Origin of the sequence: Saccharopolyspora antibiotica, assembly GCF_047200635.1 — a bacterium.
Taxonomy (GTDB): domain Bacteria; phylum Actinomycetota; class Actinomycetes; order Mycobacteriales; family Pseudonocardiaceae; genus Saccharopolyspora_C.
Genome location: NZ_JBJZOI010000031.1, coordinates 1 through 16,785 on the forward strand (window position 1 = coordinate 1; position 16,785 = coordinate 16,785).

A 16,785-nucleotide genomic window follows, 5' to 3' on the forward strand; every position below is an offset into this window, starting at 1 on the left:
GGGGGGGGGGGGGGGGGAGGGGGGGAGGGGGGGGGGGGGGGGGGGTATCCGTGGGGGGGGGGGGGGGGGGGGGGGGGGGGGGGAAGACCCCCCCCCCCCCCCCCCGGGCCCGTCGCCGCTCGGAGGGTGCGGCGCCGGGCCGGGGAAGGCCGGGTCGGGGCATGGCCGACCTTCCCTGCTCGGGGGGCGGGGCATTGCCGCGCCGCGCGGCTGGTCAGAACCCGTGCAGGTGTGCCTTCGGCGCCGGGTGCCGCGCGTTGTGCGCGGCGGCGAGCGGGTGCACGGCTGCCCCGCAGGCCCGGCAGGTCGGCCACAGCCACGCCTGTTCGCCGTGCGCGACGACGACCTGCCGGTCGCAGAGGGTGGCGGCGGAGCCCGCCGGTGGCAGGCCCGGGCCGGGGGCGCTGTCGGTGGTGGCGTGGCGTTCACCCGCCGCGGGTATCCAGCGGAACGGGTAGGGCATGGTCATCCCCTTTCCGAGAACGGAATCGGGGAATGCGCGCGGGCATTCCTCCGCGATCGCACCTCGGATCGGAGCTCCGGTCGGGACTCCGTCCGATCCCCTCGTGCGCTGGAGCTCATCGTCATGTTCCGGAACCAAGGTTCGCAATGCCTCGATCGTGTGTATTGATCATGAAACTTCGCTGCGCAAAGCTATGTTCCATGTCCGGAGACACTGAACAGCATTCACCGCAGGCGCGCCTTCTCGGTGGGCAGATCCGCACTCTGCGGAAACAGGTCGGCTACACCGGCAGGGAATTGGGGCAGCGCCTCGGAGTGGGGCACGCGGCGATCTCCCGCTATGAGACAGGTCGTCGCGTTCCGTCGCCGGACATGCTCTCCCGCATCATCGGCGCGCTCGCCGTCCCGGCGGGCCACGCCGAGGAGATGCTGGAACTGGCCCGGCGGGCCTCCTCGGCGAACGTCATCGGTGACACCGGATCGGGCCTGCACAAGCACCTGATCGACCTGGCCGAGCTGGAGCGCGAGGCGGCCGGCATCGTGCACGTCTCCCCGCTGGTGCTGCCCGGGCCGGTGCAGACCCGCGGGTACGCGCGCGAGATCATGCGCAGTCATTCCCCGGACGAGGCGAACCTGCGCGTGGAGCTGCGGATGGCTCGCAGCCGCCCGGTGCAGGGCGGGATCCCGCTGGAGATCTACGTCCGGGAGCAGGTGCTGCGCGATGCGCTCGGCGGTCCCGAGGTGATGGTGGAGCAGATCCGGCGCCTGCTGGAACTGCACGAGTCGGGATCCGTCCGGTGCCGGATCGTGCCCGATTCCCTGCAGCGCTGGACCCTCGCGCACGAAGGTGCGTTCGTCCTGTTCGAGTTCGACGACGCCCCGTCGATAGTGCACTTGGAGAACTTCCGCGGACCCGCGTTCCTCTACGACAGGGAGGATGTCGAAGCCTATCGGGGGGCACTCGCTACGCTCGCCGCCGTGGCCGTGAGCGGAGCAGAATCAAAAAGGATCATGGCCGAGGTGCTGGAAGGATGGGAAGGGGCCGAACCATGATCGATCCTGCGGGATGGCGGAAATCCAGCCGATCGGGTGCGAACAGCAGTTGCGTGGAAATCGGTCGCGCGGAGCACGGCGGTGCGGCGGTGCGGGACACGAAGGACCGCTCGGGGGGAATCCTCGTCGCGAGCCCGCACCAGTGGTCCGCCTTCGTCATCGCGGTGAAGGACGGGCGGTACGAGAGCTGACCGTCGAGCTCCGGAGCGGCCGGTCCGCGCGCCCCGGGGCCGGGGTCAGAGCTTGCGCAGCCGCACCCGGTTGATGGCGTGATCGCCGTCCTTGCGCAGCACCAGCGTGGCCCGCGGCCGGGTCGGCAGGATGTTGTCCACCAGGTTGGGCCGGTTGATGGTGTGCCACAGGTGGTGCGCCTCGGCGCGGGCGTCGTCGTCGGACAGCCCGGCGAAGTGGTGGAAGTGCGAGCCGGGATCGGCGAACGCCGTCCCGCGCAGTGCCAGGAAGCGGTCGGTGTACCAGCGCTCGATGTGCTCGGTGTGCGCGTCCACGTAGATCGAGAAGTCGAACAGGTCGGACACCGCGAGGCTCGGCCCCGGTTGCAGCACGTTCAGCCCCTCGACGATGAGGATGTCCGGCTGCCGCACCACCTGCTCCTCACCGGGCAGGATGTCGTAGGCCAGGTGCGAGTACACGGGAGCGCTCACGGCATCGGCGCCGGACTTGACCGCGGTGACGAAGCGCAGCAGCGCCCGCCGGTCGTAGCTCTCCGGGAACCCCTTGCGGTGCATGATGCCGCGCCGCACGAGTTCGGCCTTGGAGTGCAGGAATCCGTCGGTGGTGACGAGGTCCACCTGCGGGTGGTCGGGCCAGCGGGCCAGCAGCGCGCGCAGGATCCGCGCTGTCGTGGACTTGCCGACCGCGACGCTGCCCGCCAGCCCGATCACGAACGGCACCTTCGGGGCGGTTTCCCCGAGGAACGTGGTGGTGCTCTCGTGCAGCCGCTGCCGGGCCGACACCTGCAGGTTGATCAGCCGCGACAGCGGCAGGTACACGTCGGCGACCTCGTCGAGGTCGACGGGCTCGCCGAGCCCGCGCAGCGCTTCGAGCTCGGAGCGGGACAGCGGGAGCGGCAGCGAGTCGCTGAGCTCCCGCCACTGGCGCCGGTGCAGTTCGACGTACGGGCTCGATTCGCGGACTCGCGTCACAGCGCACACCCCTCGACGTTGAGGACCGGACCGGCTCGAGCGTCGCGCGGCCGGTCCGCACCGGTGCCGCCGACCCGGCGGCACCGGCAACCCTAGATCTCGGGTACTCGTGGGCGCTGTGACGCAGTGCACCGCTGCCCGCACTGATCAGGTGATCGTCGACTCAGGCGGAGTCGTCGGTCCTCTTGTGCAGCAGGGAGTGGCGGTACCCGTAGGCGCCGTACACCGCGAGGCCGATGAGGAACCAGATGGCGAACCGCAGCCAGGTCTCCGGTGCCAGGAAGGTCACCAGCCACAGCGAGAACACGATCCCGACCAGCGGCACCAGCGGCATCAGCGGCGTGCGGAAACCGCGCGGCAGGTCGGGGCGGCGGTAGCGCAGCACGATCACCGCGGCGCACACCACGACGAACGCCAGCAGGATGCCGATGTTGGTGAGCTCGGCGGCTTCCTCGATCGGCAGCAGCCCGGCGAACACGGCGGCGACGATGCCGATGAGCCAGGTGAACCGGGACGGCACCTTGCGCACCGGGTGGGTGCGGGAGAACCACTTCGGCAGCAGCCCGTCGCGGGACATGGCGAACCCGACGCGGGTGGCGCCGAGCATGAAGGTGAACAGCACCGTGAGGATGCCGAGGATGGCGCCGACCGCGATGATCGCACCGACCACGGGCAGGCCGACGTCGGCGAAGGCGGTGGCGAACGCGCTCTCCTCGCTGATCTCCTGGTACGGGATCATCCCGGTGAGGACCAGGCAGGCCAGCACGTACAGCACCATCGAGATGACCAGCGAGTACAGGATGGCCTTGGGCATGTGCTTCTGGGAGTCCTTGGACTCCTCGGCGGCGGTGCTCATGGCGTCGTAGCCGAACACCGCGAAGAACACGGTCGCGGCTCCGGTGACGGCGCCGCCGATGCCGAACGGGAAGAACGGCGTGTAGTTGCCCGCGTTGATGTGGAAGGCGCCGACGCCGACCACGAGCAGCACGACGCCGACCTTGAGGTAGACCAGGGCGGTCTCGAACCGGGCCGCGTTCTTCATGCCCTGGTTGAGCACGAAGGCGATCAGCAGGCACAGCAGCATCGCGAAGAGGTTGACCTTGTAGCTGCCGGGCGGAGCGTCACCGCCCTCGGTGCCGGGGGCGCCGATCATCCACAGCGGGAGGTCGACGTGCAGGAACCCGAGCAGCTCGTTGAAGTAGCCGGAGATCCCGATCGCCACCACCGCCACGATCGCGGTGTACTCCAGCAGCAGGTCCCAGCCGATGAGCCAGCCGACGATCTCGCCGAGCACCGCGTACCCGTAGGTGTAGGCGGAGCCGGCCTTCGGGATCATCCCGGCGAACTCCGCGTAGGAGAACGCCGCGGCGGCGCTGGCGATCCCGGCGAGCAGGAACGAGATGAGCACCGCCGGACCGGCCTTGCCGTGGGCGACGGCTCCGGCCAGCGAGAAGATGCCCGCGCCGATGATGCCGCCGACCCCGATGGCCGTGAGCTGCCACAGCCCCAACGTTCGCGTGAGGCCGGCGCCCGACTCGCCGTCGTCCTCGGTGATCGAGTCGATGGGCTTGCGGCGCAGCACGCCGTTGCCGGGACTGAGCCCAGGTACTGCCATCGCGTCCTCCTGATGATCTGTGGGTTGCGGCGAAACGTACGCCTGGCGAACGACCGGGTGGTTGTGGTGTACGACGACGTTCGCCACCGTCCTTCGTCGACTCGCACGATGGTCGTCCGGGCTCGCGGGGGCGGAGCGCCGGGCCCGAGCGCGTTCGAGGGAGGTTCTGCCCGGAGCGCGTGACCCGTCGGCTGCCAGGTCGTTAGTGTTCACGTCCGCGCGAACGGCGCGTCACGCGATGGAGGGTGATCGGCAGATGTCCAGCTACCGGAGTGTCGTGGTGGGAACGGATGGATCGCCTCCCTCGTTGCGCGCGGTCACCAAGGCGGCGAGCGTCGCGGCGGACACCGGGGCGAAGCTGGTCGTCGTGTGCGCTTACTACCCGAGTTCCGACCGCGAGGTGGAGCAGGCGAAGGACGAGCTGCGCGAGGAGGCCTTCCAGGTCATCGGTTCGGCTCCGGCTGAGCAGACGCTGTTGGAGGCCGCGGACCTGGCCCGCCAAGCCGGGGTGTCCGAGGTGGAGACGGTGCCCTCGTTGGGGGCGCCGGTGACCGCGCTGGTGGATGCCGCGGAGAAGGCCGGGGCCGACCTGCTGGTGGTGGGCAGCCGCGGCTTGAACACGCTGAAGGGTCGGCTGCTGGGTTCGGTGCCGTCCGAGGTGGCCCGCCGGGCCGATTGCGATGTGCTCGTTGTCCGCACCTCGCGATGAGCCGGGGTCCCGGCCGCCCGGGCACGGGCTGGGGCACGAGGTGGAGAAGGCGCTGCTCGGCGGCGAACCCCGCTACCGCAAGGCGGACGTGGCGGCGGCGGCCGGGGTCGAGCTGGAGCGGGCGGAGCGCCTCTGGCAGGCGATGGGCTTCGCCCACGTCGAGGACGACGAGGTGGTGTTCACCGACGCCGACGTGCGCGCGGTCCGGATGCTGGTGCAGTTGGTCTCCGCCGAGGTGATCACCGCCGAGGTGGAGACCGCGGTCGCGCGCACGCTCGCGCAGACGATGTCGCGGCTCGCCGAGTGGCAGGTGGGGATCTTCCGCTCGGTGCTGGGCGACCGGTTCGCCGAGGACCTGGACGTCACCGCGCAGTTCGCGGAGGCGATCACGCCGGTGATGGAGGAGCTGCAGGGCTACGTCTGGCGCAGGCACCTGGCGGCGACGGCGGCCCGCGAGCTGACCGAGCGCGCCGGCGGCGCCGACGAGCGGGTGCAGGTGATCGGTTTCGCCGACCTGGTGGGCTACACCCGGTTGATCCGCGACTTCAGCGAGGTGGAGCTGGCGCGGCTGATCGACGATTTCGAGGAGTCGGCGACGGCGGTGGTCGCCGAGAACCGGGGCCGGATCGTGAAGACGGTCGGCGACGAGGTGCTGTTCGTCGCGGACGCGCCGTCCGATGCCGCGGAGATCGCGCTGACGCTCAACGAGAAGATCGGCGGCGAGGGTCAGCTCCCGCCGCTGCGGATCGGCTTGGCTCGGGGGACGGTGCTGGCGCGGTTCGGCGACGTGTACGGGTCCACCGTGAACATCGCGAGCAGGTTGACCTCGGTGGCGCGCCCGGCTTCGGTGCTGGTCGACCGGGAGCTGGCGGCGTCGCTGCGGGGGCATCCCGCGTACTCGCTGACGTCGATCGGCCCGACGAAGGTGCAGGGCTTCCGGGGCTTGCGCGCCTACGCGTTGCGCCGGAACCGCTGAGCCCACCTCCGGGTGGGAGCCCACCCGGCCGGGTGGGCCCGTCGAGCCGCTTCCGGCCGGGCCCGCGGTGCACGTCCCGTGATCGCGCGATCGCGCGCTGGTCCGTTCGGGCAGCGGCGGCAGTGGGTGTGACCAAGATCCCTATCCGGTTGCCGGCGGAGCTCCGGGGGCGCCGAAACCGCTGGCCGGAGCGAGCTGGCGGGGTCCGGGTCCGGGTCCGATGACCTGCGAAATCGGTTGCGTGGCGCAACTTGTTGGGCGCGGCGGGCAGCCCCGGAACGGGCCGGGTGATTCGGGTGGTTCGTCCGGTCGACCGAGTCCGCGCGGCGCTGCGAGCAGGCGGAAGTGGGATGCCGGGCACTTCGAGGCGCAATAAGGTCGAGCGCATGGGAGCCGATCCGGGAACCGCGGGAGCACCGCCAGCCGACCACTCCGACGAGGTCGCCGCCCTGGTGGACCAGTACCGGCGGATCCCGCCCGGGAACCAGGTCCGGCTGGCCAAGCCCACCAGCAACCTGTTCCGCTTCCGGGCCCCCACCACCACCGGCCTCGACGTGGGCAGGTTGAACCGGGTGCTGTCGATCGATCCGGACACCAGCACCGCCCAGGTTCAGGGCATGGCCACCTACGAGAGCGTCGTCGCCGCCCACCTGCCCACCGGCCACGTACCGCTGGTGATCCCGCAGCTCAAGACGATCACGCTCGGCGGCGCCGTGGCGGGGCTCGGCATCGAGTCCAGCTCGTTCCGCTCCGGCCTTCCCCACGAGTCGGTGCGCGAGATGGAGATCCTCACCGGAGCGGGCGAGGTCGTGGTGGCCCGCCCCGACAACGAGCACGCGGAACTGTTCCGGGGCTTCCCCAACTCCTACGGCACCCTCGGCTACGCGCTGCGCCTCGAGGTCGAGGTGGAACCCACCCGGCCCTACGTGCGGCTGCGCCACGTCCGGTTCTCCACCGCGCAGGAGTGCGCCGCGGCTGTCGAGGAGATCTGCCGGGACCGCGAGTTCGAGGGGCACCGCGTCGACTTCCTCGACGGCACCGTCCTCTCCCCGTCGGAGCAGTACCTCACCGTCGGCACCTACGTCGATGAGGCCCCGCGGACCAGCGACTACACCGGCAGCAAGATCTACTACCGTTCCCTGCGCGACCACCAGACCGACTTCCTCACCGTCCACGACTACCTGTGGCGGTGGGACACCGACTGGTTCTGGTGCTCTCGCGCGTTCGGCGTGCAGCACCCGGCGATCCGCGCGCTGTGGCCGCGCAGGTACCGCCGCTCCGACGTCTACCGCCGCATCGTCGCCTGGGACCGGCGCGCCGGGCTCTCCGACCGCCTCGCCCGGTGGCGGGGCGCCGCGGGCAGCGAACCGGTGATCCAGGACGTGGAGATCCCCGTGCGGCGGCTGCCGGAGTTCCTGGAGTTCTTCCACCGCGACATCGGCATCGAGCCGATCTGGCTGTGCCCGGTGCGGCTGCGCGACCCGCGGGGCTGGTCGCTGTACCCGATGGACCCGGACGAGCTCTACGTGAACGTCGGCTTCTGGTCCGCGGTGGACACGAAGCCGGGCGACCGGCCGGGCGAGTACAACCGCGCCGTCGAGGACGCCGTCGGCGCGCTGGACGGGCACAAGTCGCTGTACTCGGACTCGTTCTACGAGCCGGAGCAGTTCTGGCGGCTCTACAACCGCCCCGCCTACGAGCGGTTGAAGCAGCGCTACGACCCGGACGGGCGCCTTCCCGGCCTGTACGAGAAGTGCGTCGGCAAGCGGTAGGGCAGCAGGGAGGAGAACAGAACATGGGTTGGGCAGAGGTGTTCCCGCGCATCCTGGGTGACGGGCTCGACGTCGAGTTCCGCGCCTACGACGGCAGCAGCGCGGGACGGGCCGGAGCGGACGTGGCCGTGGAGATCCGCTCTCCGCTGGCGCTGTCGCACCTGGCTGCCTCCCCGGACGAGCTGGGACTCGCCCGGGCCTACGTCACCGGTGCGCTGGAGGTGCACGGCGACATGCACGAGGCGCTGGCGCGCTTCCCGTCCATCGCGGTCGAGAACGTCCCGCCCCGCACGAAGCTCGACCTCGTCGTGCGGCTCGGCGCCCAGCGATTCTGGTGGCCGGTGGGTCCGCCGCCGGAGGAGTACCGCCCCCGCGGCGGGTCGCGGCACACGAAGCTGCGCGACAGCCGATCCGTGTCCTACCACTACGACGTGTCGAACCGCTTCTACGAGTGGGTGCTCGGCCCGTCGATGGCCTACACCTGCGCGGTGTACGAGAACGCGGGCGCGACCCTGGAGCAGGCGCAGTTCGCCAAGCACGACCTGGTGGCGCGCAAGCTCGGCCTCGGTGAGGGGATGCGGCTGCTCGACGTCGGCTGCGGGTGGGGCGGCATGGTGATGCACGCCGCCGAGCACTACGGGGTGCGGGCGCTGGGCGTGACCCTGTCGCGGCAGCAGGCGCAGTGGGCGCAGAAGGCCATCGTGGACCGCGGTCTGGCGGACCTCGCCGAGGTCCGGCACCTGGACTACCGCGACGTTCCGGAGTCCGGCTTCGACGCGATCAGCTCGATCGGCATGACCGAGCACATCGGACTGTCCCAGCTGCCCGCCTACTTCTCCGCGATGCGCGCGAAGCTGCGCCCCGGCGGGCGGTTCCTCAACCACTCGATCACCCGGCCGGACGGCACCCGAGGCTCCAAGCCGGGGAAGTTCATCGCCCGCTACGTGTTCCCCGACGGCGAGCTGGAGGGGCCGGGCACCCTGATGTCCGCGATGCACGACAGCGGGTTCGAGGTGCGCCACACCGAGAACCTGCGCGAGCACTACGCGCTGACCTTGCGGGACTGGTGCGCGAACCTGGAGTCGCACTGGGACGAGGCGGTGCGCGAGGTCGGCCCGGCCCGGGCGCGGATCTGGCGGCTCTACATGGCGGGCTCGCGGCTGGGCTTCGAGCTCAACAACATCCAGCTGCACCAGATGCTCGGCGTCCGCCTCGACGAGGGCGCCGCGCGGATGCCCCTGCGTCCGACCTGGTGACCTGCCGCCCGGCCGGGTGGTGCTCGCTCCCGCCGCGCGGGCTCGTCCGCGCGGCGGGCCGGGGCGCGTTCCGGGGCCGTGGCGGTGGGCCCGGCCGCGCACGGGCCTAGACTTCCCAGCGGGAGGCGGGGAAGTGTTGCACGATGTCGCGCGCCTGCTGGCGTGCCCGCATTGCGGTGCGGATCTGGAGCTGGCCGGGAGCGCGCTGCGCTGCCCCGCGCGCCACTCCTTCGACCTGGCCAAGCAGGGCTACGCGAGCCTGCTGAGCGGGCGGGGCGCCCCGGCGACCGGGGACACCGCCGACATGGTCGCCGCCCGCGCGGACTTCCTCGCGGCGGGTCACTACGCCCCGATCACCGATGCCCTGGCGGAGTTCGCGGGGCGGCACCCGGGCGGTCCGCTGCTGGACCTGGGTGCCGGGACCGGGCACTACCTGGCGCACGTGCTGGAGCGGCTGCCGGGTGAGGTCGGCGTCGCGCTGGACGTCTCCAAGTACGCCTGCCGCCGCGCGGCCAAGGCGCACCCGCGCGCCTCGGCGGTGCTCGCCGACGCCTGGCGCGCGCTGCCGCTGCGGAACGCCTCGGTGGGCGCGGTGCTCAACGTGTTCGCCCCGCGCAACCCGGCCGAGGCGCATCGGGTGCTGCGACCCGACGGGTGCCTCGTCGTGGTCACCCCGAACTCGGGGCACCTGGCCGAGCTGGTGGCGGAGCTGGACCTGCTGAGCGTGGACGAGCGCAAGCCGCAGCGGCTGGCCGCCCAGCTCGCCGAGCACTTCGCGCCCCGGGAGTCGGCGGTCCGCGAGTTCCCGCTGCGGCTGGATCCGGCGGAGGTCGCGACCCTGGTGGGCATGGGGCCGAACGCCTGGCACCGCACCGGCGACCTGGCCGCCCGCATCGCGGCGCTGCCCGTCCCGTTCCCGGTCACCGCCTCGGTCACCGTTTCGACGTACCGGCGCCGCTTCGGGTGCGGAGGTCAGCTCTCGCCGCGGGAGATGCCGATCATCTCGTCGCGTTCGACGACCTTGATGCGCTCGCGGCCTTCGGCCTGGCCGAGGGACTGCTCGTGGGCGTCGAGGAGGTTCCAGCCGTCCCAGGTGGTGTAGCGGACGCCGTTGTCCTCCAGCAGCCGCAGCACGCTGTCGCGGCCGGGCTCCTCGGCGGCGGGCATCGCGTCCAGGTCGGCCAGCAGGTTGTTGATGGTTTCGAGGGCGTCGCCCTTGGTGTGGCCGATGAGGCCGACGGGGCCGCGCTTGATCCAGCCGGTCGTGTAGACGCCGGGGATGTGGTCGCCGTCGAGGTCGAGCACCCGGCCGCCGTCGTTGGGCACCGTGCCGGTGCCGTGGTCGAACGGGACGTCCGGGAGGGGGGAGCTCAGGTAGCCGACCGCGCGGTAGACCGCCTGCACCGGGGTGACCTCGAACTCGCCGGTACCGCGCACGTTGCCGTCGCCGGTGAGCTCCATGATCTCGGTGCGCAGGCCCTCGACCCGGTCGGTGCCGAGCACCTCGACGGGGCCGCGCAGGAAGTGGAAGTGCAGCCGGCGCGGGGTGTCGTTCTTCGGGTCCCGCAGCGCCCAGTCCTGGAACGTCTTGACGATGGTCTTGACCTGGTTGCTGCCGCGGATGGCCTGCTCGCTGGCCTCGTCGAGCTCGAAGCCCTCGGGGTGCACGATGAGTTCCACGCCCGGCTGGTGGTCGAGCTCGCGCAGCTCCAGCGGGGTGAACTTGGCCTGCGCGGGGCCGCGGCGGGCGAACAGGTGCACGTCGGTGACCTGGGAGTCCTTCAGGCCCGCGTAGACGTTGGCCGGGATCTCGGTGCTGAGCAGGTCGTCGGCCTGCTTCGCCAGCACCCGCGCCACGTCGAGCGCCACGTTGCCCGCGCCGATGACCGCGACCTCGCGGGCGTCCAACGTCCAGTCCCGGGGGGCCTCGGGGTAACCGTCGTACCAGTACACGAAGTCCGCGGCGCCGTGGCTGTGCGCGAGGTCGATGCCGGGGATCTCCAGCGCCCGGTCCTTGTCGGCGCCGGTCGAGAAGATCACCGCGTCGTAGTGGTGGCGGAGCTGGTCGAGCTTGATGTCCTCGCCGTAGTTCACGCCGCCGAGGAACCGGATCTCCGGCTTGTCCATGATCCGGCGCAGCGCGTTGACGATGCCCTTGATCCGAGGGTGGTCGGGCGCCACGCCGTAGCGGATGAGGCCGTAGGGGGCGGGCATCCGGTCGAGCAGGTCGATGTCCACTGGGGTCTCGGATTTCGTCAGGATGTCCGCGGCGTACACGCCGGCGGGGCCGGCCCCGACGATCGCCACTCGCAGTGGGCGGGTCATGCGTGTCCTCCTGCTCGGATTCAAGGCTGGTGCCAGGACGCGCGTCCCGGCCCGGATGCGACTTCCGCGGCGGCTTCCCGGCGCGCGGAGCGGACCCGGTTCCCTCCAGCTTAGGTTGCCCTTACCGCAAATCCCGTCATGCGGACGGTGAGAAGCCTCATAGCCGATCGCTCGGGCGCGGGCGGGTCCCGGATTTCCGGTGGTGACCCTACGCGGACCGTCACAGTACGATCACGAGCGGCGTCGGTGCCCGTGCCGGAAAAGATCTTGTAGAGTACCGACTTTAGTCGGTCGCCCATCGTGGACGCCGGCAACCAGGAGGCAACGATGCACCAGCGGCCGGACCGGCTGCCTGATGGTGTTCACCTCGGAGAGCTCGCGCGCCGGAGCGTTCCGGCGGTGAGGTGCGAGCCATCCGCCCCGGCCCGCGATCGGCGGGCCGGGTGGACGTCGCGCCGCGCTCCGGGCCTGCCGGGTCGCGGCGCGCGGTGTTTCCGTCCCCCTTGGAATATGCCCTTCGCGATGGCTCCGATTCGGCATGAGGCCGCCGTCGGTGGTGATCGCCCGTGACCGCGCGGCCGCCGTCGGCGGACGAGTTCGTCCGCCGCTGGGCGCGCGAGATCATCCGCAGCAGCTACGTGCCGATGGCCCGCGCCGACATCGAGTCCTTCCTGCACGAGCGCCTCGGCCGCGTGCTCGCCGCGCTCGACGACGACGAGCGGCTGGCGGGCGCGGGTGCCGAGCTCGGTGAGCAGCTGGTGCGGGTGCACTTCACCAGCCCCGCCGCGCTGGACCGCACGCTGTGGATGCTCGGCGCCGAACTGCCCCGGCTGCGCCCCGGCGCGACCCGGCCCGACGCGCTGGTCGCGCTCCTCGGCGCGGTCGCGGCGGGCTACGCGGGCCAGCTGCGCGAGCAGACCCTCGACGAGCAGGAGGTCGTCAAGCGCGCCGTCCTCCAGGCCAGGGACGCGGCCGAGGAGGCGCTGCGCGCGAGCGAGGCCTCGTTCCGCGCGGTGTTCACCTCCTCCCCGCTGGGCATCGCGATCGTCACCCTCGACGGCTCGATCGAAGAGGTCAACGCCCCGATGGAGGCCATCTTCGAACCGGTGTGCCAGGACCTCGTGGGCCGCAGCGTCTTCGACCTCGCCGATCCGGACTGGGTCGAGGAGGTCGTGGAGTTCGTGGAGGCGCTCGCGGCGGGCGAGGTGGACCGCTTCCAGTCCGAGACCCGGCTCAGCGGGGAGGACGGCGCGCACATCTGGACCCAGGTCTCGGCGTCCCTGGTGCGCGACCCGCAGGGGCGGCCCGACTACCAGGTGCTGCTCTACGAGGACATCACCGACCGGCACATGCTCCAGGAGCAGTTCCGCAGGCAGGCCACCCACGACCCGCTGACGGGGCTGGCGAACCGCACCCTGCTCAAGACCCGCCTGGACGAAGCGCTGGAGCCCTCCGTCCCGGGTCGCCGGGTCGGGCTGTGCTACTTCGACCTCGACGGCTTCAAGGCCATCAACGACAGCCTCGGCCACCCCATCGGCGACGAGCTGCTGCGCGCGATGGCGCAGCGGCTCAACGCCCTGGCCACCATGGAGTCCGGCCTCGCCGCGCGGATGGGCGGCGACGAGTTCGTGGTGCTCGTCCCGGACTCGCACGGCGCGGCCCGGCTCGTGGAGGTCGTCGAGCACATGCTCGGCGAGGTGACCCGGCCGGTCTCGGTGCAGGGCCACCTGCTCACCGCCTCCGCCAGCGTGGGCGTGGTGGAGACGGCGGTCGCCGACACCAGCCCGGACGAGCTGCTGCAGGACGCCGACATCACGCTGTACCGGGCGAAGAACGAGGGCCGCGCGCAGTGGGCGCTCTACGATCCCGCCCACAACGCGCTGGCCAAGGAGCGGTTCCTGCTGTCCTCGGCGATGCCGAGCGCGCTGCACGACCACGAGCTCTACGTGGAGTACGAGCCGGTGCTGTGGCTGGACACCGCGGCGCTGGTCGGGGTGCAGGCGCACCTGCGCTGGGACCACCCGGAGTTCGGGGAGCTCGATGCGGAGGACTTCCTCGGCCTGGCCGAGGAGACCGGGCTGATCTCCCGGCTCGGCACCTGGATGCTGGAGCAGGTCTGCGCGCACGCGGTGCACTGGCAGGAGCGCTTCGGCGACCGCGGCCCGGTGGCGGCGGTGAGCCTGTCCACCCGCCAGCTGCGCGACCCGGAGCTGGTCGCGGACATGCGCCGCATCCTGAGCGCGTCCGGGCTGGCCGCCGGCAAGCTGATCATCGGCGTGCCGGAGATCGCCCTGTTCGACCAGCACGGCGATCCGATCGACGCGGTGGAGATCTTCGCGGAGATGGGTCTGACGCTGGCGGTGCACGACTTCGGCCGCGATCACCGGGCGGTCGGCCGGTTGAAGGACCTGCCGCTGCGGGCGGTGCGGCTCACCGGCGCCTACCTCGACGGCTTCGCCGATCCGGACGGCCCGGAGCCGCTCGACGAGCACCTGGTGTCCAGCCTCGTCGGCTCGGCCGACCTGCTGGGCCTGGCCGTGGTGGCCAACGGGGTGCGCACCATCGAGCAGGCGAAGCGGCTGCGGGCGCTCGGGGTGCAGGGCGTCACCGGACCGTGCGCGGGCGGCCTGGCCTCGGCGCTGGAGATCGAGGCGATGATCGCCGAAGGTGATCTCGCCTGACCTGTCCGCCCCGGGCAGGGGCGGAAACCGGGTGGCGGTCGGCCGATAGCATCGAAGGGGCAAGTCCCAGCCGGTTCAACCGCAGGTCGCCCGTCGGCGACCGGCCTTCGCGAGGAGTCATCGTGTCCGTTCAGCCGCCCGAAGCCCAGCAGGTCACCAGGGTGAAGGTACCGGCGGGCACGACCGCCGGGTCCGCCGTCGCGGACGCCGGTCTGCCCTCGCAGGGAGCGCAGGCGATCGTCGTGGTCCGCGACGAGGACGGCGAGCTGCGCGACCTGGCCTGGGTCCCCGAGTCCGACGTCGAGGTCGAGCCGGTCGCCGCCGAGACCGAGGCGGGCCGCAGCGTCATCCGCCACTCCGCCGCGCACCTGCTCGCGCAGGCGGTGCAGCAGCAGTTCCCGGACGCCAAGCTCGGGATCGGACCGCCGGTCAAGGACGGCTTCTACTACGACTTCGACGTGGACCGCCCGTTCACCCCGGAGGACCTGCAGGCGCTGGAGAAGCGCATGAAGCAGCTCATCAAGTCCGGGCAGAAGTTCTCCCGCCGCCGCCTGGACTCGGTGGAGGCGGCCCGCGAGGAGCTGGCGAACGAGCCGTACAAGCTGGAGCTGGTCGACCTCAAGTCCGGATCGGACGAGGTCGACACCAGCGAGGTCATGGAGGTCGGCGCCGGTGAGCTGACCGTCTACGACAACATCGACCGCCACGGCGAGGTCGTCTGGGGCGACCTGTGCCGCGGCCCGCACGTCCCGCACACCCGCTTCATCCCGGCCTTCAAGCTGACCCGGGTGGCCGCCGCCTACTGGCGCGGCGACCAGAGCAACCAGCAGCTGCAGCGCGTCTACGGCACCGCCTGGGAGTCGAAGGAGGCGATGGCCGCGCACCTGGAGTGGCTGGCCGAGGCCGAGCGCCGCGATCACCGCAAGCTCGGCGCCGAGCTCGACCTGTTCTCCTTCCCGGAGGAGGTCGGCTCCGGGCTGCCGGTCTTCCACCCCAGGGGCGGCATCATCCGCCGCGAGCTGGAGGACTACTCGCGCCGCCGCCACGAGGCCGCGGGCTACGAGTTCGTCAACACCCCGCACATCACCAAGAGCACGCTGTTCGAGACCTCCGGTCACCTCAGCTGGTACAAGGACGGCATGTTCCCGGCGATGCACCTCGACGAGGAGCGCGACGAGGACGGGACGCTGCGCAAGGCCGGGCAGGACTACTACCTGAAGCCGATGAACTGCCCGTTCCACAACCTGATCTTCCGCTCCCGGGGCCGCTCGTACCGGGAGCTGCCGCTGCGGCTGTTCGAGTTCGGCTCGGTGTACCGCTACGAGAAGTCGGGCGTGGTGCACGGTCTGACCCGGGTGCGCGGCATGACGCAGGACGACGCGCACATCTACTGCATGCCGGAGCAGCTGCAGGACGAGCTCAAGTCGCTGCTGTCGTTCGTGCTGGACCTGCTGCGCGACTACGGGCTGGAGGACTTCTACCTGGAGCTGTCCACCCGCAACGAGGAGAAGTACGTCGGCGACGACGAGAGCTGGCAGGTGGCCACCGACGCGCTGCGCGAGGCCGCGGAGTCCTCCGGCCTGGAGCTGGTGCCGGACCCGGGCGGGGCGGCCTTCTACGGCCCGAAGATCTCGGTGCAGGCCAAGGACGCGCTGGGCCGCAGCTGGCAGATGTCGACCATCCAGGTCGACTACCACCTGCCGGAGCTGTTCGGCCTGGAGTTCACGGGCAAGGACGGCTCCAAGCAGCGGCCCATCAAGATCCACCGGGCGTTGTTCGGCTCCATCGAGCGCTTCTTCGGCGTGCTCACCGAGCACTACGCGGGGGCGTTCCCGGCCTGGCTCGCGCCGGTGCAGGTGGTGGGCATCCCGATCGCCGACGAGCACGCCGACCACCTGGTCGACGTGGTGCGGTCGTTGCGCGCCGGGGGGATCCGCGCCGAGGTCGACCACGGCGACGACCGGATGCAGAAGAAGATCCGAACCCACACCACGCAGAAGGTGCCGTTCCTGCTGCTGGCCGGGGCCAAGGACGTGGAGGCCGGGGCGGTGTCCTTCCGGTTCCGCGACGGGACTCAGATCAACGGGGTGCCGGTGGCCGACGCGGTGGCCGCGCTGGGCCGCTGGGTCGAGCGCCGCGACAACACCTCCCCGACCGCGGAGGTCTTCCAGGCGGAGCTGGGCGGAACGGGGGCGCGGTGACGGCCGACGACGGCGGGACGCGGTTCTCCGAGCAGCACGGCACCGGAGTGCCGGACGCGCTCCAGCGGTTGTGGACCCCGCACCGGCTGGCCTACATCCAGGGCGAGAACAAGCCCGAGGGCGAGGCCAGCGAGGGCTGCCCGTTCTGCCGGTTGCTGGAGTCCGGGCTGCCCGACGAGGACACGTTGATCGTGGCCCGCGGTGAGCTGGTCTTCTCGATCCTCAACCTCTACCCGTACAACCCGGGGCACCTGATGGTGCTGCCGTACCGGCACGTCGCCGATTACACGGAGCTCACCGACGCCGAGACGACGGCGGTGGCCGCGTTCACCAAGCGCGCCATGCGGGTGATCCGCGAGGTCTCCGCGCCGCACGGCTTCAACATCGGCCTGAACCAGGGCCCGGTGGCGGGGGCGGGCATCGCCGCGCACCTGCACCAGCACGTCGTGCCGCGCTGGGGCGGGGACGCGAACTTCATGCCGGTCATCGGGCACACCAAGGTGCTGCCCCAGCTGCTCGGCGACACCCGCGGCCTGCTGGCGGAGGCCTGGCGGCGGTCGTGACCGCGCCCG

General features: G+C 71.5%; 13 protein-coding genes and 1 pseudogene. 10 read left to right on the top strand and 4 right to left on the bottom strand.

Annotated features, from left to right (window positions below; all coding sequences use genetic code 11):
- Nucleotides 1-214 precede the first annotated feature (214 nt).
- A complete protein-coding gene (locus ACL03H_RS21750; protein ID WP_412813149.1) occupies nucleotides 215-463 on the bottom strand; it encodes a zinc finger protein in 249 nt (82 codons plus the stop codon).
- Nucleotides 464-633: 170 nt separating this feature from the next.
- Here ACL03H_RS21750 and ACL03H_RS21755 point away from each other — a divergent pair, with 170 nt between their 5' ends.
- Both ACL03H_RS21755 and ACL03H_RS21760 read left to right on the top strand, forming a co-directional pair.
- On the top strand, nucleotides 634-1,515 hold the full coding sequence (locus ACL03H_RS21755) for a helix-turn-helix domain-containing protein (RefSeq protein ID WP_412813150.1): 882 nt from the start codon (nucleotides 634-636) through the stop codon (nucleotides 1,513-1,515).
- Entirely contained in the window at nucleotides 1,512-1,706 is a 195-nt protein-coding gene (locus ACL03H_RS21760) for a DUF397 domain-containing protein (RefSeq protein WP_412813151.1), read from the top strand. The genes ACL03H_RS21755 and ACL03H_RS21760 overlap by 4 nt, the downstream gene beginning before the upstream one ends.
- A gap of 45 nt (nucleotides 1,707-1,751) precedes the next feature.
- Here the strand turns inward: ACL03H_RS21760 and coaA are convergent, their stop codons facing one another.
- On the bottom strand, nucleotides 1,752-2,678 hold the full coding sequence (gene coaA, locus ACL03H_RS21765; protein ID WP_412813152.1) for a type I pantothenate kinase: 927 nt from the start codon (nucleotides 2,676-2,678) through the stop codon (nucleotides 1,752-1,754).
- 163 nt (nucleotides 2,679-2,841) lie between these two features.
- Nucleotides 2,842-4,293: an amino acid permease gene (locus tag ACL03H_RS21770; protein WP_412813153.1), complete on the bottom strand. Its 1,452-nt coding sequence runs from the start codon at nucleotides 4,291-4,293 to the stop codon at nucleotides 2,842-2,844.
- 256 nt (nucleotides 4,294-4,549) lie between these two features.
- Here ACL03H_RS21770 and ACL03H_RS21775 point away from each other — a divergent pair, with 256 nt between their 5' ends.
- The 5 genes and pseudogenes from ACL03H_RS21775 to ACL03H_RS21795 all read left to right on the top strand — a co-directional run.
- The gene (locus tag ACL03H_RS21775) at nucleotides 4,550-5,002 is read left to right on the top strand and encodes a universal stress protein (RefSeq protein ID WP_412813154.1); all 453 of its coding nucleotides are present in this window, start codon (nucleotides 4,550-4,552) and stop codon (nucleotides 5,000-5,002) included.
- A complete protein-coding gene (locus ACL03H_RS21780; RefSeq protein ID WP_412813155.1) occupies nucleotides 4,974-5,978 on the top strand; it encodes an adenylate/guanylate cyclase domain-containing protein in 1,005 nt (334 codons plus the stop codon). Before ACL03H_RS21775 ends, ACL03H_RS21780 begins: the two co-directional genes overlap by 29 nt.
- A 386-nt stretch (nucleotides 5,979-6,364) precedes the next feature.
- On the top strand, nucleotides 6,365-7,750 hold the full coding sequence (locus ACL03H_RS21785; RefSeq protein WP_412813156.1) for an FAD-binding oxidoreductase: 1,386 nt from the start codon (nucleotides 6,365-6,367) through the stop codon (nucleotides 7,748-7,750).
- A 23-nt stretch (nucleotides 7,751-7,773) separates the two neighbouring features.
- Entirely contained in the window at nucleotides 7,774-9,006 is a 1,233-nt protein-coding gene (locus ACL03H_RS21790) for a class I SAM-dependent methyltransferase (protein WP_412813157.1), read from the top strand.
- Between the two features lie 133 nt (nucleotides 9,007-9,139).
- A pseudogene (locus ACL03H_RS21795) lies at nucleotides 9,140-9,958 on the top strand (putative RNA methyltransferase); the annotation flags it as partial.
- A gap of 20 nt (nucleotides 9,959-9,978) precedes the next feature.
- On the opposite strand, the gene ACL03H_RS21800 reads toward ACL03H_RS21795, so the two are convergent.
- Nucleotides 9,979-11,331: an FAD-dependent oxidoreductase gene (locus ACL03H_RS21800; RefSeq protein WP_412813158.1), complete on the bottom strand. Its 1,353-nt coding sequence runs from the start codon at nucleotides 11,329-11,331 to the stop codon at nucleotides 9,979-9,981.
- A 566-nt stretch (nucleotides 11,332-11,897) separates the two neighbouring features.
- Here ACL03H_RS21800 and ACL03H_RS21805 point away from each other — a divergent pair.
- The 3 genes from ACL03H_RS21805 (at nucleotide 11,898) to ACL03H_RS21815 (ending at nucleotide 16,776) form a co-directional block, all read left to right on the top strand.
- Entirely contained in the window at nucleotides 11,898-14,012 is a 2,115-nt protein-coding gene (locus ACL03H_RS21805; protein WP_412813159.1) for a putative bifunctional diguanylate cyclase/phosphodiesterase, read from the top strand.
- A gap of 161 nt (nucleotides 14,013-14,173) precedes the next feature.
- Nucleotides 14,174-16,213: a threonine--tRNA ligase gene (thrS, locus tag ACL03H_RS21810; protein ID WP_412813204.1), complete on the top strand. Its 2,040-nt coding sequence runs from the start codon at nucleotides 14,174-14,176 to the stop codon at nucleotides 16,211-16,213.
- Entirely contained in the window at nucleotides 16,210-16,776 is a 567-nt protein-coding gene (locus ACL03H_RS21815; protein ID WP_412813160.1) for an HIT family protein, read from the top strand. Before thrS ends, ACL03H_RS21815 begins: the two co-directional genes overlap by 4 nt.
- The last annotated feature ends 9 nt before the right edge of the window (nucleotides 16,777-16,785 follow it).

Excerpts from the sequence above, each read along its gene's own strand:
- ACL03H_RS21750 (WP_412813149.1), bottom strand. The coding sequence starts at position 463 with ATGCCCTACCCGTTCCGCTGGATACCCGCGGCGGGTGAACGCCACGCC.
- ACL03H_RS21755 (WP_412813150.1), top strand. The coding sequence starts at position 634 with ATGAAACTTCGCTGCGCAAAGCTATGTTCCATGTCCGGAGACACTGAA.
- ACL03H_RS21760 (WP_412813151.1), top strand. The coding sequence starts at position 1,512 with ATGATCGATCCTGCGGGATGGCGGAAATCCAGCCGATCGGGTGCGAAC.
- ACL03H_RS21770 (WP_412813153.1), bottom strand. The coding sequence starts at position 4,293 with ATGGCAGTACCTGGGCTCAGTCCCGGCAACGGCGTGCTGCGCCGCAAG.
- ACL03H_RS21775 (WP_412813154.1), top strand. The coding sequence starts at position 4,550 with ATGTCCAGCTACCGGAGTGTCGTGGTGGGAACGGATGGATCGCCTCCC.
- ACL03H_RS21780 (WP_412813155.1), top strand. The coding sequence starts at position 4,974 with ATGTGCTCGTTGTCCGCACCTCGCGATGAGCCGGGGTCCCGGCCGCCC.
- ACL03H_RS21785 (WP_412813156.1), top strand. The coding sequence starts at position 6,365 with ATGGGAGCCGATCCGGGAACCGCGGGAGCACCGCCAGCCGACCACTCC.
- ACL03H_RS21790 (WP_412813157.1), top strand. The coding sequence starts at position 7,774 with ATGGGTTGGGCAGAGGTGTTCCCGCGCATCCTGGGTGACGGGCTCGAC.
- ACL03H_RS21800 (WP_412813158.1), bottom strand. The coding sequence starts at position 11,331 with ATGACCCGCCCACTGCGAGTGGCGATCGTCGGGGCCGGCCCCGCCGGC.